The sequence below is a fragment of the Geodermatophilus sp. SYSU D00867 genome, from assembly GCF_054050315.1.
In genome coordinates, this window is sequence record NZ_JBJGZC010000001.1 from 23,803 (window position 1) to 37,762 (window position 13,960).

16 protein-coding genes are annotated in these 13,960 nt (G+C 75.9%); 9 read left to right on the plus strand and 7 right to left on the minus strand.

The genetic code is table 11. The annotated features are described in order from the left end of the window. Nucleotides 1-18: 18 nt before the first annotated feature. Together ACI8AK_RS00145 and ACI8AK_RS00150 are read right to left on the minus strand one after the other, a co-directional pair. Nucleotides 19-876, minus strand: a complete 858-nt coding sequence (locus tag ACI8AK_RS00145) for a spermidine synthase (RefSeq protein ID WP_456954821.1) — start codon at nt 874-876, stop codon at nt 19-21. Beyond that, the gene (locus ACI8AK_RS00150) at nt 873-1,730 is read right to left on the minus strand and encodes a class I SAM-dependent methyltransferase (RefSeq protein WP_387988364.1); all 858 of its coding nucleotides are present in this window, start codon (nt 1,728-1,730) and stop codon (nt 873-875) included. Before ACI8AK_RS00150 ends, ACI8AK_RS00145 begins: the two co-directional genes overlap by 4 nt. A 59-nt stretch (nt 1,731-1,789) precedes the next feature. Between ACI8AK_RS00150 and ACI8AK_RS00155 the strand changes: the two genes are divergently transcribed. Then, nucleotides 1,790-2,791: a UDP-N-acetylmuramate dehydrogenase gene (locus ACI8AK_RS00155; RefSeq protein ID WP_456901446.1), complete on the plus strand. Its 1,002-nt coding sequence runs from the start codon at nt 1,790-1,792 to the stop codon at nt 2,789-2,791. Nucleotides 2,792-2,843: 52 nt separating this feature from the next. On the opposite strand, the gene ACI8AK_RS00160 is transcribed toward ACI8AK_RS00155, so the two are convergent. Next, nucleotides 2,844-3,632: an SDR family oxidoreductase gene (locus ACI8AK_RS00160; protein ID WP_387988366.1), complete on the minus strand. Its 789-nt coding sequence runs from the start codon at nt 3,630-3,632 to the stop codon at nt 2,844-2,846. An 84-nt stretch (nt 3,633-3,716) separates the two neighbouring features. Between ACI8AK_RS00160 and mshA the strand changes: the two genes are divergently transcribed. Genes mshA through ACI8AK_RS00185 form a run of 5 tightly spaced genes read left to right on the plus strand, consistent with a single transcriptional unit; the run spans nt 3,717 to nt 8,329 of the window. Beyond that, entirely contained in the window at nt 3,717-5,045 is a 1,329-nt protein-coding gene (gene mshA, locus ACI8AK_RS00165) for a D-inositol-3-phosphate glycosyltransferase (RefSeq protein WP_387988367.1), read from the plus strand. 13 nt (nt 5,046-5,058) lie between these two features. Beyond that, complete coding sequence (locus tag ACI8AK_RS00170; protein WP_456954822.1) at nt 5,059-5,643, plus strand: YbjN domain-containing protein; 585 nt, start codon at nt 5,059-5,061, stop codon at nt 5,641-5,643. Beyond that, nucleotides 5,640-7,232, plus strand: coding sequence for an MFS transporter (locus tag ACI8AK_RS00175; RefSeq protein ID WP_456954823.1), 1,593 nt, complete (start codon nt 5,640-5,642; stop codon nt 7,230-7,232). Before ACI8AK_RS00170 ends, ACI8AK_RS00175 begins: the two co-directional genes overlap by 4 nt. A gap of 18 nt (nt 7,233-7,250) precedes the next feature. After that, on the plus strand, nt 7,251-7,553 hold the full coding sequence (locus ACI8AK_RS00180) for a hypothetical protein (protein WP_387988370.1): 303 nt from the start codon (nt 7,251-7,253) through the stop codon (nt 7,551-7,553). A gap of 5 nt (nt 7,554-7,558) precedes the next feature. Then, entirely contained in the window at nt 7,559-8,329 is a 771-nt protein-coding gene (locus ACI8AK_RS00185; RefSeq protein ID WP_387988371.1) for a phosphoglyceromutase, read from the plus strand. 179 nt (nt 8,330-8,508) lie between these two features. On the opposite strand, the gene phoU is transcribed toward ACI8AK_RS00185, so the two are convergent. After that, nucleotides 8,509-9,162 (minus strand): phosphate signaling complex protein PhoU, encoded by a 654-nt coding sequence (gene phoU / locus ACI8AK_RS00190; RefSeq protein WP_387988372.1) that lies wholly within the window; start codon nt 9,160-9,162, stop codon nt 8,509-8,511. Between the two features lie 219 nt (nt 9,163-9,381). Here phoU and ACI8AK_RS00195 point away from each other — a divergent pair, with 219 nt between their 5' ends. Both ACI8AK_RS00195 and ACI8AK_RS00200 read left to right on the plus strand, forming a co-directional pair. Next, on the plus strand, nt 9,382-10,608 hold the full coding sequence (locus ACI8AK_RS00195; RefSeq protein WP_387988373.1) for a sensor histidine kinase: 1,227 nt from the start codon (nt 9,382-9,384) through the stop codon (nt 10,606-10,608). Continuing rightward, nucleotides 10,605-11,285, plus strand: a complete 681-nt coding sequence (locus ACI8AK_RS00200; protein WP_387988374.1) for a winged helix-turn-helix domain-containing protein — start codon at nt 10,605-10,607, stop codon at nt 11,283-11,285. The genes ACI8AK_RS00195 and ACI8AK_RS00200 overlap by 4 nt, the downstream gene beginning before the upstream one ends. Nucleotides 11,286-11,432: 147 nt before the next feature. Here the strand turns inward: ACI8AK_RS00200 and ACI8AK_RS00205 are convergent, their stop codons facing one another. Both ACI8AK_RS00205 and ACI8AK_RS00210 read right to left on the minus strand, forming a co-directional pair. Continuing rightward, complete coding sequence (locus tag ACI8AK_RS00205) at nt 11,433-11,654, minus strand: DUF3072 domain-containing protein (protein WP_387988375.1); 222 nt, start codon at nt 11,652-11,654, stop codon at nt 11,433-11,435. A gap of 10 nt (nt 11,655-11,664) precedes the next feature. After that, nucleotides 11,665-11,883, minus strand: coding sequence for a hypothetical protein (locus ACI8AK_RS00210; RefSeq protein WP_387988376.1), 219 nt, complete (start codon nt 11,881-11,883; stop codon nt 11,665-11,667). Between the two features lie 81 nt (nt 11,884-11,964). On the opposite strand from ACI8AK_RS00210, the gene ACI8AK_RS00215 reads away from it, so the two are divergent. Continuing rightward, entirely contained in the window at nt 11,965-12,978 is a 1,014-nt protein-coding gene (locus ACI8AK_RS00215) for a helix-turn-helix domain-containing protein (protein ID WP_387988377.1), read from the plus strand. A 129-nt stretch (nt 12,979-13,107) separates the two neighbouring features. On the opposite strand, the gene ACI8AK_RS00220 is transcribed toward ACI8AK_RS00215, so the two are convergent. Beyond that, nucleotides 13,108-13,959: a class I SAM-dependent methyltransferase gene (locus tag ACI8AK_RS00220; RefSeq protein WP_456901444.1), complete on the minus strand. Its 852-nt coding sequence runs from the start codon at nt 13,957-13,959 to the stop codon at nt 13,108-13,110. Between the last annotated feature and the right edge of the window lies 1 nt (nt 13,960).

Sequence of the window (13,960 nt, forward strand, 5' to 3'; positions counted from 1 at the left end):
CATCGGGGAAGACCCTGGTCAGCGGCTGAAAACCCCTGGGGGAGGCTCCGGTGAGGGCACGGCGCCGTCGTCGTGCACCGGCTGCGCCCTGCCGGTGAACCGGCCGAGGTCGGGGCCGGCCACCACCCGCGCCGGCATCGGGTCCCCCGCGCAGCGCCGGGTCAGCCCGGCCACCGGCAGCTCCGCGTCGGAGGCCACCGCCACCAGGTTGCCGAACCGCCGTCCGCGCAGCGTGCCCGGCTCGGCCAGGACGGCGACGTGCCGGAAGACGGCGCACAGCGTGGCCACCTGGCCGCGGGCGAAGCGCAGCGGCGGGCCGTCGGCGACGTTGGCCGCCAGCACCCCGCCCGGCCGCAGCACCCGGTGCACCTCGGCGGCGTACTCGACCGTCGTCAGGTGGGCGGGGGTGCGGGCGCCGGCGAAGACGTCACTGACGACGACGTCGGCGCTCGCCGTCGGCAGCGCGGCCAGGCCGGCGCGGGCGTCGGCGGCGCGCACCCGCACGCGGGCGCCGCGGGGCAGCGGCAGGTGGGCGCGGACCAGGTCTGTGAGCCGCTGGTCGAGCTCCACCACCCGCTGCCGCGAGCCGGGGCGGGTCACCGCCACGTAGCGGGCCAGCGTCAGCGCGCCGCCGCCGAGGTGGACGACGTCGAGCGGCTCGCCCTCCGGCGCGGCGAGGTCGAGCACGTGACCCACCCGGCGCACGTACTCGAACTCCAGGTGCGCGGGGTCGTCGAGGTCGACGTGCGACTGCGGCGTGCCGTCGACCACCAGCACCCAGGAGCCGTCGCGGTCGGCGTCGCCGAGCAGCTCGGCGGTGCCGCCGTCGACCTCGGTGGGGCCGGGCGGGAGCACCTCCGGCCGGGGACGCCTCACGCCGGCGCCACCGCCGACCAGCGGACGGTGAGCTCGCCGTGCCGCCAGCGGCGGCTGCTCCCGACCAGCGGCCAGCCGTCGTCGGCCAGCGCCTGCACCGCGGCGGTCCAGCGCTGCCGCGGTCCGAACGTCGACAGGCCCGCCGCCGAGGCCCACGCGGCGTCCAGGGCGCGCAGCAGGGTGTGCACCGGGCGGCCGGGGACGTTGTGGTGGATGAGCGCCTTGGGCAGCCGCTCGGCGAGGTCGGAGGGGCGCTCGAGGTCGGCGACCCGCGCGGCCAGCGTGAGGGTCAGCGGCCCGTCGGCGTCCAGGGCCACCCAGGTCGCCCGCCGTCCCCACTCGTCGCAGGTGCCCTCGACCAGCAGCCCCCCGGGGCCCAGGGCGGCGCACATCGTCTCCCACGCCCGCGCGGCCGACGCCTCGTCGTACTGGCGCAGCACGTTGAACGCCCGCACGAGGACCGGCTGCAGCCCGGCCAGCTCGAACCCGCCGACGCGGAAGTCGACCCGGGGCGGGTCGCGGTCCCCGGCGACGGCGGCGACGCGGTCCGGGTCGATCTCGAGGCCGACCACCTCGAGCCCCGGGACCTCCGGGCCCAGCCGCTCGGCCAGCTCCAGCGTGGTGACCGCCGAGGAGCCGTAGCCGAGGTCGACCACCAGCGGGCGGGCCGCGTCGCGCAGCCGCGGCACCTGGGTGGCGACCAGCCAGCGGTCGACCCGGCGCAGCCGGTTGGCGTTCGTGGTGCCCCGCGTGGGCAGGCCCAGCGCCCGCGCGCGGCCGGCGGCCAGCCGGGGGTGGGCCTTCCTCGGCGCCAGGTTCGCCCGGCGCTTGTGCTCGCTCCCCCCGTCGCTCACCGGCCCCGAGGGTAGTCGCCCTGCCCGGCGGGCTCGCGCGCCGCGGCTACCGTGGGCTGGTGCTCCTCCGCTCCGACGCCCGTCTCGCCGACCTCACCACCCTCGGCGTCGGCGGCCCCGTCGAGCGGCTGGTCGAGGTCACCGACGCCGCCGAGCTGGTCGCCGCCGTGCGGGAGGCCGACGAGGCCGGGCGGCCGCTGCTCGTCCTCGGCGGCGGGTCGAACCTGGTCGCGCCCGACGAGGGGTGGGCCGGTGACGTCGTCGCGGTGCGCAGCCGCGGGGTCGAGCGGCGCGGCGACGTCCTCGAGGTGCAGGCCGGCGAGGACTGGGACGACCTCGTCGCGCTCACCGTCGCGCAGGAGCTCGCCGGCATGGAGGCGCTGTCGGGCATCCCCGGCTCGACCGGCGCCACCCCGGTGCAGAACGTCGGCGCCTACGGCCAGGAGGTCGCGCAGACGATCACCGAGGTGCGGGTGTACGACCGCGCCGAGAAGCGCGAGCGCACGCTGACCAACGCCGAGTGCGCCTTCGGCTACCGCGACAGCCGGCTCAAGCGCGAGCCCGGCCGGTTCGTCGTCCTCACCGTGACCTTCGCGCTGGACGCCGGGCCGCTGTCCCGGCCGGTGGGCTACGCCGAGCTGGCCAAGCGGCTGGGCGTGGACCTCGGCGGGCGCGCGCCGCTGGCCGACGTCCGTGCGGCGGTGCTCGAGCTGCGCCGCGGCAAGGGGATGGTCGTCGACCCCGCCGACCCCGACACCCGCAGCGCCGGGTCGTTCTTCACCAACCCGGTCGTCCCGGCGGAGCAGGCGGTGCCCGGCTGCCCGAGCTGGCCGGCCGGGGACGGGCTGGTCAAGCTCAGCGCGGCGTGGCTGGTGCAGTCGGCCGGCTTCGGCCGCGGCACGCGCGAGGGCCGGGTCGGGACGTCGTCGCGGCACAGCCTCGCCCTGACCACCGAGCCCGGCGCGACGGCGGCCGAGCTCATGGCCTTCGCCGACCGCGTCGTCGCGGCGGTCCGCGAGCGCTTCGGCGTCACCCTGGTCCCGGAGCCCACCCGGCTGTAGGCCCCGACCCGCGCACCCCGGACCCCGACGCCGTCGCAGCCTGCCCGCGGGCTCAGTCGGACTCGCGGTGCACCTTGTGCTGGGCGGCCTGGGCGCGCGGGCGGACGACGAGCAGGTCGACGTTGACGTGGTGCGGGCGGGTGAGCGCCCAGGCGACGCAGTCGGCGACGTCCTCGGCCACCAGGGGCCGGCGCACGCCGCGGTAGACCGACTCCGCCCTCTCCCGGTCGCCGACCCGGTTGAGGGTGAACTCCTCGGTCTTGACCATCCCGGGCGCGATCTCCACGACCCGGACCGGCTGGTCGTACAGCTCCAGCCGCAACGTCTCGGCCAGGGTGTGCACCGCGTGCTTGGCCGCCGTGTACGACGCCCCGCCCTCGTAGGAGACCAGCCCCGCGGTGGAGCCCATGAACAGCAGGTCGCCGGCGCCGGACGCGACGAGCTTGGGCAGCAGCGCCTTGGTCAGCCGGACGGTGCCGAGCACGTTCACCTCGTAGGTCCGCGCCCAGGAGTCGAGGTCGGCCTCGGCCACCGGCGCGGCGTCGAACGCCCCGCCGGCGTTGTTGACCAGCACGTCCACGCGGTCCAGGGCGGCGGCGAACGCCTCGACCGACGCCGGGTCGGTGAGGTCCAGCGGCAGCGCCCGGGCGCCGATCCGCTCGGCGAGCGCGGTCAGCCGGTCCAGCCGCCGGGCCCCCACGACGACGTCGAAGCCCTCGGCCGCCAGCCGGGCCGCGGTGGCCGCGCCGATGCCGCTCGAGGCGCCCGTGACGACGGCGGTGCGGCCGGTCCCCGGCAGCGGCCGCGGGCCGGAGGAGGAGATCTCGGCAACACCGGTCATGTGGTCATCCTGACCCTGTTGCAGGATGGGGAGTCGACAGGGGTGCCGCACCGGCACCCGGGGCGGCGAGGCGGGAGGTCGTGGGTGCCTGCTCGCCGCCTCCTCCCTCCGCGCGCGCCGCGGCGGGTGGCGACCATCTCGGTGCACACCAGCCCGCTCGACCAGCCCGGCGCCGGCGACGCCGGGGGCATGAACGTCTACATCGTCGAGGTCTCCCGCCGGCTGGCCGCCCGCGGCATCGCCGTCGACGTGTTCACCCGCGCCACCTCCAGCGAGCTGCCGCCGGTGGTCGAGATGAGCCCGGGCGTGACCGTGCGGCACGTCAGCGCCGGGCCGTTCGAGGGCCTGGGCAAGGAGGAGCTGCCCGGCCAGCTGTGCGCCTTCACCGCCGGCGTGCTGCGCGAGGAGGCCCAGCACGAGCCGGGCCACTACGACGTCGTCCACTCGCACTACTGGCTCTCGGGTCAGGTCGGCTGGCTGGCGCGCGACCGGTGGAACGTGCCGCTGATCCACACCGCGCACACCCTCGCCAAGGTGAAGAACGCCGCGCTGGCCGACGGCGACCGGCCCGAGCCGCGCGCCCGCGTGATCGGCGAGGAGCAGGTGGTCGCCGAGGCCGACCGGCTGGTGGCCAACACCGACGAGGAGGCCGACCAGCTCGTCGAGCACTACGGGGCCGACCCGCGCCGCACCCTCGTCGTCCCCCCGGGCGTGGACCTCGACCGGTTCGCCCCCGGCGACCGCACCGCCGCCCGCCGCGCGCTGCGCCTGCCCGCCGACGCCGTCGTGCTGACCTTCGTCGGCCGCATCCAGCCGCTCAAGGCGCCCGACCTGCTGCTGGCCACCGCCGCCCGGATGCTCGAGGACGACCCCGCGCTGCGCTCCCGGCTGCGGGTGCACGTCGTCGGGGCGCCGAGCGGGTCGGGCCTGGAGGCGCCGCGGCAGCTGGAGGAGCTCGCCGCGCACCTGGGCATCGCCGACCTGGTGCGCTTCCTCCCGCCGCAGCCGCCCGACCGGCTGGCCCTGCACTACCGCGCCGCCGACGTCGCCGTCGTCCCCAGCCACAACGAGTCCTTCGGCCTGGTCGCGCTCGAGGCGCAGGCCTGCGGGACGCCGGTGGTCGCCGCGTCGGTCGGCGGCCTGCGGACGGCGGTCCGCGACGGTGTGTCCGGCGTCCTGGTCGACGGGCGGGACCCGGGCGCCTACGCGGCGGCGGTCCGCGCGGTCCTCGAGCGCCGGCAGCTGATGGGCGCCGGTGCCCGCCGGCACGCCGCGGCCTTCTCCTGGGACCGCACCGCCGACGCGCTGGTGGCCGCCTACTCCTCGGCCGCCGCCGAGATGGCCGCGGCCGCCCGGCGCAGCCGCGCGCTGGGCTCGCTGCGGCCGGTGGCCGGGACGCAGGTGGCCTGGTGAACGAGGGGGCGCGGTGAGCGACGGGACCGGGGAGGCGCCCTCCACCCGCGCCGACGTCGTCGCCGCCCTGGACGCCGTCATCGGCCGCACGCTGCGCGAGGCCGACCTGGTGCACGAGCACCCGGCGCCCGGCCGCTGGCTGGTCGACCTCCCGGGCACCAAGAAGCTCAAGACGGTCTGCGGGCTCATCGTCGGCGAGCACGCGCTGCGGATCGAGGCGTTCGTCTGCCGCCAGCCCGACGAGAACCGCGAGCAGCTGTGGACCTACCTGCTGCAGCACAACGCGCGCATGTACGGCGTCGCCTACTCGGTCGACCGGGTCGGCGACGTCTACCTCACCGGCCGCGTCCCGCACGCCGCGGTGACCCCGGAGGAGCTCGACCGGCTGCTCGGCGCGGTCCTCAGCTACGCCGACGACCACTTCAACACGATGCTCGAGATCGGCTTCGGCAGCTCGATCCGCCGGGAGTGGGAGTGGCGGGTCAAGCGCGGTGAGTCGCTGCGCAACCTGGAGGCCTTCGCCGCCTTCGCCCAGCGGGGCACGACCCGGCGACCGGCCGACGGCGGGGGAGCGTCCTCCGCGGACGACGGGGGATGACCACCACCGGGCGGCCCGCGGCGGCGCCGGCCGTCGAGGAGCGCCCCGGCTACGCCCGGCGGTGGTGGGTGCTGGCCACGATGACCGTCTGCCTGCTCGTGGTGATCACCGGCAACACGACGCTCAACGTCGCCATCCCGACGCTGCAGCGGGAGCTCGGCGCCACCCAGGGGGAGCTCCAGTGGGCCGTCGACGCCTACATCGTGGTCTTCGCCGGGCTGCTGTTCTCCTGGGGCGTCATCGGCGACCGCATCGGCCGCCGCCGGGTGCTGCTGATCGGTCTCGCGGTGTTCGCCGGCGGCTCGGTGCTGGCCGCCTCCTCCGACAGCCCGCTGGAGCTCATCGCCTGGCGGGCGGTCATGGGCGTCGGCGGGGCCGCGGTGCAGCCGACGACGCTCGCCGTCATCACCAACGTCTTCCCGCCGGCCGAGCGCGGCCGCGCCATCGGGATCTGGGCGGCCACCGCCGGGCTCGCCGTCGCCGGCGGCCCGCTGGCCAGCGGTCTCGTGCTGACGCACTTCTGGTGGGGCGCGATCTTCCTCATCGGCGTGCCGGTCGCCCTGGTCGGCGTCCTCGGCACGCTCGCGTTCGTGCCCGAGTCGCGGGACCCCGACCCCGGCCGGCTCGACGTCCCGGGCGTGCTGCTGTCGATCGCCGCGCTGGCCGGGCTGGTCTACGGGATCATCCACGGCGGCTCGGGCGTGGGCTGGGGGACGCCCGGGGTGCTCGTCCCGCTGGTCGGCGGCGCGCTGCTCGTGGTGCTGTTCGTCTGGCTGCAGCGGCGCTCGACGCACCCGGCGCTCGACGTCTCGCTGTTCCGCAACCCGGCGTTCTCCGCGGCCGCCGCCGCGCTGGGCCTGAACTTCTTCGCCCTGATGGGCGCGACCTTCTACCTCGTCTACTACCTGCAGGGCGCCCGCGGCTACGACCCGCTGCAGTCCGGCGCCGCGCTCATCCCGGTGGCGCTGGGCATGGCGGCGATGGCGCCGCGCAGCTCCCGGCTGGCCGAGCGGTTCGGCGCCAAGGCCGTCTGCGCGACCGGGTTCGGGCTCATCACGCTGTCGTTCCTGGGCTTCCAGTTGCTCGACCAGGCCGCGCCGCTGTGGCTGCTGCTCACCACGCTGACGGTGCAGGGGCTGGGCATGGGGGCGGTCATGGCCCCGGCCACCGAGTCGATCATGTCGGTCGTGCCGCGGGAGAAGGCCGGCGCGGGCGCGGCGGTGAACAACACCGTCCGCCAGGTGGGCGGGGCGCTCGGCGTCGCGATCCTCGGCTCGGTGCTGGCGACCGCGTACGCGGCCAACGTCCGCGGCGCCGTCGACGTGCTGCCGGCCGGGCTGCGCGACGAGGCGAGCACCTCCGTCGCGGCGACCCTCGAGCTGGCCGGGGCGACGGCGGACGAGGCGCGGGCCGCCGGCGACGCCGAGCTCGCCGCGGCCGCCGACGCGCTCGCCGACACCGCCCGCGACGCGTTCGTCGCGGCGATGCACCTGACCGCCGTCGGGACCGCGGCGGCCGCGGCGGTCGCTGCCGTCGTCGTCCTGGTGTGGCTGCCCGGGCGACGCGAGACGGGCGCACGGGCGACCTGACGGGCCTAGCGTGGGTGCGTGCAGGAGCCGCCCGCCGCGCAGGAACGGCTGGGCCGCGCGCTGATCGGCGTGGTCGCCGCGTCCGGCCTGGTCTACCCGCTGCTGCTGTGCGCGGTGCAGCTGGTGCTGGCGCAGCTGTTCGTCGTCGACGTCGCCGCCACCGCGCTGTGGCTGGCGGTCGCGCTGACCTGCAGCGTGGCGCTCGTCGCCGCCGTGCGCTGGGGTGCCGCCCGCCGGGTGGTCAGCCCGTGGCTGCTGCTCGGGCTGGTCCCGCCGGTGCTGTACGAGGCCTGGGTGCTCTGGCCGCTGCTGGCAGGATGACCGGTGTGACGACGCCTGTCGAGAACGCGCCCGGAACCCTCGTCCTGCTCCGCCACGGCGAGAGCGAGTGGAACAAGGCCAACCTGTTCACCGGCTGGGTGGACGTCGAGCTGTCGGAGAAGGGCCGGGCCGAGGCGGCCCGTGGCGGGCAGCTGCTGGCCGAGCACGGCCTGCTGCCCGACGTGCTGCACACCTCGCTGCTGCGGCGGGCGATCACCACCGCGGAGCTGGCGCTGGCGGCCGCCGACCGGCAGTGGATCCCGGTGCGCCGCTCGTGGCGGCTCAACGAGCGGCACTACGGCGCGCTGCAGGGCAAGGACAAGGCGGCCACCCTCGCCGAGTACGGCGAGGAGCAGTTCATGACCTGGCGGCGCTCCTACAGCACCCCGCCGCCGCCGATCGAGGCCGGCAGCGAGTTCTCGCAGGACGCCGACCCGCGCTACGCCTTCCTGCCGCCGGAGGTGCGGCCGGCCACCGAGTGCCTGGCCGACGTCGTCGTCCGGATGCTCCCGTACTGGTACGACGCGATCGTCCCGGACCTGCGCAGCGGCGCCACCGTGCTGGTGGCCGCGCACGGCAACAGCCTGCGGGCGCTGGTCAAGCACCTCGACGGCATGGGCGAGGACGAGGTGGTCGGGCTGAACATCCCCACCGGCGTCCCGCTGCGCTACGACCTCGACGCCGACCTGCGGCCGGTGAAGCCGGGCGGGGAGTACCTCGACCCCGAGGCCGCCGCGGCCGCGATCGAGGCGGTCAGGAACCAGGGCAAGAAGTAGCGAGCGACAGCGAGCTCGTGCTGACGAGTGGGGGCCGGAGGCCTCCGTGAGGGAGCACGGTCGGTGCTCCGCGCGACTGACACCGCACGTGGTCGCGGTGGGAGCCCGGTGGGGCGACGATGTGCAGAGGGCCTCCCCACCGCCGGCGGTGGGGAGGCCCTCGTGCGTGTGGGGTGGGGTCAGACCGCCTGCATGTCCCGCTCGCCGGTGACGAGGAAGACCACCCGGCGGGCGACGCTCACGGCGTGGTCGGCGAAGCGCTCGTAGTAGCGGCCGAGCAGGGTGATGTCGATGGCCGACTCCATGCCGTGCGTCCAGCCGGGGCTGAGCAGCTCGGTGAACAGCTGGCGGTGCAGCTGGTCCATGAGGTCGTCGTCCTTCTCCAGCTGCGCGGCGCCCTCGACGTCGAGCTTGGCGATGACGGCGCCGACCTGCGTGACCAGGCTCTGCGCGACGTGGCCGGCCTCGAGGAAGATCGGCCGCACCTCGGCGGGGACGGCGGACTCCGGGAAGCGCATCCGGGCGAGCTTGGCCACGTGGACGGCGAGGTCGCCCATGCGCTCGAGGTCGCCGACGATCCGCATCGCCGTGGTGACCGTGCGCAGGTCGGTGGCGACCGGCTGCTGACGCGCGAGCAGGGTGAAGCAGCGCTCCTCGATGCTCTCGCGCACCGCGTCGATGTGCTCGTCGCCGGCGATGACCAGGTCGGCCAGGGCGACGTCGGCGTCGAGCAGCGCGGTCGTGGCCTTGTTCATCGCCGACCCGACGGAGTTGGCCATCTCCACCAGGCAGTGGTTGATGTCCTCGAGCTCTTCGCGGTAGTGCTCGCGCACGGGTCCTCCTCGTCGGCCGGCCGTCCACCGGGTACCGCCGTCCGGACACCGTCTGCTCGGTGCGCCGTCCTGACGGTTCGAGGGTAGGCGGTGAGGAGACACCGGACGGGCCCGATCGGTGAACGTGGGGGCACCCCAGCGTGAACAGTCGCCCTACCCGGTCGCGGCACCACTCACACGGGGGATGACCGGGTCCGGACGCGGCCTAGCATCGGCCCCGTGAGCACGCTGGTCGCCCTCGGGGCCGGCTTCGTCGTCGGCGCCGTCGTGGCGGCCGTCGTCGTGCTGCTCGTCCGCCGGCCCGCCGACGGGACCGAGCGCCCCGGCGACGACGACGCCCGGACCGCGCCCTCCGAGGCGCTGCTCGCCCGCCGGCTGCTCGACCTCATGGACCCCGCGGTCCTCCTGCTGGACAAGGACGACGCCGTCGTCGTGGCCAACCCGACCGCGCGCGGACTCGGGATCGTCCGCGAGCGCCGGCTCGTCGTCCCCGCGCTGCAGGACCTCGTGAAGGAGGTCCGTCGCCGCGGGCACCGGCGCTCGGACGTCAGCCTCCCCGGCGAGGTCGTCGGCGGCGGCACGCGGCTGGTCGGCGCGCACGGTGTCCGGCTGGACACCCCGCCCGGCGAGGTCGCGCCCTCGGCCGTCCCCGGCCCCGTGGCGCTTGTCCTCCAGGACGTGACCGAGGCCCGCCGGGTCGAGGCGGTCCGGCGCGACTTCGTCGCGAACGTCGGGCACGAGCTGAAGACGCCGGTCGGTGCGCTGGGCCTGCTCGCCGAGGCCATGCAGGGCGCCGCCGACGACCCGGACACCGTCCAGCGCTTCGCCGCGCGGATGGCGCACGAGGCCGACCGGCTGGCCCGGCTCGTGCGCGAGCTCATCGACCTGTCCCGCCTGCAGGGCGCCGAACCGCTGCCCGAGCTCGTGCCCGTCGACGTCGACACGGTGCTCGCCGAGGCCGTCGACCGCACCGGCCTGGCCGCGGCGGCCAAGGGCATCACGATCGCCGTCGGCGGCGCCCACGGGCTGGTCGTGCGGGGCGTGGAGGCCCAGCTGACGACGGCGGTGACCAACCTGCTGGCCAACGCGGTCGCCTACAGCCCCGAGAACACGAAGATCGCCGTCGGGGCGCGGGCGCGCGGCGGGTTCGCCGAGATCGCCGTCACCGACAGCGGCATCGGCATCCCGCGGGCCGACCGGGAGCGGGTCTTCGAGCGCTTCTACCGCGTGGACCAGTCGCGGGCGAGCAGCACCGGCGGCACCGGTCTGGGGCTGGCGATCGTCAAGCACGTGGCCAGCAACCACGGCGGTTCGGTCAGCGTGTGGAGCGAGGAGGGCCTCGGCTCCACCTTCACGCTGCGCATCCCCCTGGCGGTCGAGGACCGCCGCGAAGCTCCCGGCGCGGCCGCTGGTGCGGCGCCGGTCCTCCAGGAAGGACGGTCATGACCCGAGTGCTCGTGGTGGAGGACGAGGAGTCCTTCTCCGACGCGCTGTCCTACATGCTCGGGCGGGAGGGGTTCGAGGCGGTCGTCGCCGCGACCGGCCCCGACGCCCTGGCCGAGTTCGACCGCGCGGGCGCCGACGTCGTCCTGCTCGACCTCATGCTCCCCGGCCTGCCGGGCACCGAGGTGTGCCGGGCACTGCGTTCCCGCAGCAACGTCCCGATCATCATGCTCACGGCCAAGGACTCCGAGGTCGACAAGGTCGTGGGCCTGGAGCTCGGCGCCGACGACTACGTCACCAAGCCGTACTCGGCGCGCGAGCTGGTCGCCCGGATCCGGGCGGTGCTGCGCCGCCGCGGCGACGTCGACGCCCCCGCCGACGGCGCGCTGGAGGTCGGCCCGGTGCGGATGGACGTCGAGCGGCACGTGGTCGCCGTCGACGGCGAGACGGTGGCGCTGCCGCTCAAGGAGTTCGACCTGCTCGAGCTGCTGCTGCGCAACGCCGGGCGGGTGCTGACCCGCGGCCAGCTCATCGACCGCGTGTGGGGCTCGGACTACGTGGGCGACACCAAGACCCTCGACGTCCACGTCAAGCGGCTGCGCGCCAAGATCGAGCCCGACCCGGCCAACCCCAAGCACCTCGTGACGGTGCGGGGTCTGGGCTACAAGTTCGAGCAGTGACACGGTCGGCCCACCGGCCTCCACCGCGGCCAGGACGGGTGGCCGGCCGCCGCTGAGCCGCTTCCCGTCGCCGCGAGGGAGGACCCTGCGGGCCCTCCGCTCCCGGCGACCGCCTCCGGCGTCCGTCGAGGAAGGGGCCGGCCGGGGTCACTGACCCCGGCCGGTCTCCTCCTGGAGCTCGTCGATCTTCCGGGACGCGTCGGCCTTCGTGATGTCCTCCGGCACGTCCTCGCCGGCCTGGCGGGCCAGCGTGCCGAGGTAGCTCTTCTGCGCCCCGGTGGCGGGCTCGTCGCCGGTCACCCAGTCCGACGGGTCCTTCTCGGCGGTGGGGTCGCCGGCCTGGCCGGTGTTCGCGTTGGATTCGCTCATGTGTTCGATCCTAGGCGTGGGTGAGCTCCGCCGCAGGTCGAGCGGCCTGGCCGGCCGCGGCGGCCCGCGCGGCCTCCCAGCGCCGGCCGGTGCGGTAGACGTGCACGCTCCCGCAGGAGGGGCACTCGACCGCCAGCGCGATGTGGGTCGGGTGGTTGACGACCGACCGGATGCGCCGTTCGGCGACCAGCTCGTCGGTCCGGGTCACGGGGCAGGTGATCAGCAACATGGGAGGAGCGTGCTCCGCGTCCGCACCCGCGACGAGTGGCAGGGGTGACATGGATCGCGTCTTTCCTGCCATCATGTCCGCGTGACCGGATCCGACCGCCCGCTCGTCGTCAGCCTGCTCGCCGGGGACGGCGTCCTCGGCGCCTTCGGCCTGGGCGTCGCCGCCGAGGTCTTCGGCTACGACTACCGCCGCTTCGGCATGCCGCGCTTCGACTTCGCGATCGTCACCGACCGGCCGGGCGTCGTCCGCACCGACACCGGGCTGTCGCTGTACGTCGAGCACGGCCTCGAGCGGCTGGCCGTCTCCGACATCGTGCTGGTGACCGCGTGGGAGAAGCTGTCCGCGCCCGTCCCGCCGGCGGTCCTCGACGCGCTGCGCGCCGTGCACGCCCGCGGCGCCCAGATCGTCAGCCACTGCACCGGCGCCTTCGTCGTCGCGGCGGCCGGGCTGCTCGACGGCAAGCGCGCCACGACCCACTGGCGGTACGCCGGTGAGCTGGCCGCCCGGTACCCGTCGGTCGACGTCGACCCGCGGGTCCTCTACGTCGACGAGGGCCGGATCATCACCGGCGCCGGGACGGCGAGCGGCGTGGACGCCCTGCTGCACCTCGTCCGCCGGGAGTGGGGCGCCGCGGCGGCCAACGCCCTGGCGCGCGAGATGGTCGTGCCGCCGCACCGCGACGGCGGGCAGGCCCAGTACATCGACGAGCCGGTCGCCCGCTGCGAGGACGACCTGCTCGGCGTCGTCCTGGACTGGGCCCGGGCGCACCTGGCCGAGGACATCAGCGTCGAGGCGCTGGCCCGGCGCGCGCTGATGAGCCCGCGCAGCTTCGCCCGCCGGTTCAAGGCCACGACCGGCACGACGCCGCACGCCTGGCTGCTGTCCCAGCGGCTGGCCGCGGCCGAGGCGCTGCTCGAGGAGAGCGACGCCCCGGTGGAGGAGATCGCCCGGCTGGTCGGCTTCGGCACCGCCGCCGGGTTCCGCGAGCAGTTCAGCCGCCGCCGCGGCGTCTCACCGCGGGCGTACCGGCAGACCTTCCGCACCGGCGGCGCCCGGGTCGAGCTCGTCCCGGCGGGTGAGGACCCCGCCGCCTAGGACCCGCCGCCCAGGACCCGCCGCCCAGGACGGGTCCGGCCGCCGAGGTCGTGGGGCCCGAACTGCAGGACGGCACCGGCGAAGCGGTCCGCGGGCACCAGCCCGTCGAGACCCGCCCGCACGTGCGCGTCAGGCCAGGGGGACGGGGCGCGCGACGCCGACCAGGGAGTCCAGCCGGCCGGCGTTGCTCGGCGCGAGCGGGCTGCGGACCACCCGCGTCAGCGCGAACCCGGCGCGGGCCAGCAGCATCGCGTGCGTGCGCGGGGTGAAGTGCCAGATGTGCTCGGCCGGCTTCAGCGTCCACCAGCGGGTGCCGAGCAGCCGCGCCGGCAGCGACGAGACGTAGGGCGTGGAGAACAGGACGACGCCGTCGTCGGCCACGAGGGAGCGGGCGGTGCGCCAGAAGTCGAGCGGGTCGGGCACGTGCTCGACGGTGTCCCACGCGCAGACGACGTCGAAGCCCGGCTCCAGCGGCGCCTCGGCGAGCTGGCCGCAGAACACGTCCAGGCCGAGCACCTCGGTGGCGTGCTTCGCCCCGGTGCGGGACAGCTCCACCCCGCTGGTCCGCCAGCCGGCCCGGCGCGCGGCGTCGAGGAACAGGCCGTAGCCGGCGCCGACCTCGAGCAGCCGGCCGCCGGCGGCGCGGCCCCGGACCCGGTCGAGCAGCGCGAGCCGCCCGGCGGTCCAGGTGCGCTGCAGCAGCATCGCGGGGTCGAACCGGCGGGGCTCCTGCGCCGCCCCGTCGACGGCGCTGCCGTACACGCCGCCCTCGAAGTAGCCGACGTCGTCGTAGAGCCGCTGCAGCGCCTCCGGCCGCAGCCGGGGGCTGACGAACACCAGGCCGCAGGACGGGCAGCGGACGACGCCGAACGGGGAGAGGTCGTGCACGAGCCGGCCGGGGACGCCGCAGAGGCAGCACCCCACCGCCTCGGTGTCCTCGGGGGTCCATGTCACCGGGCCGGGGGTCACCGGGGCGCTCACG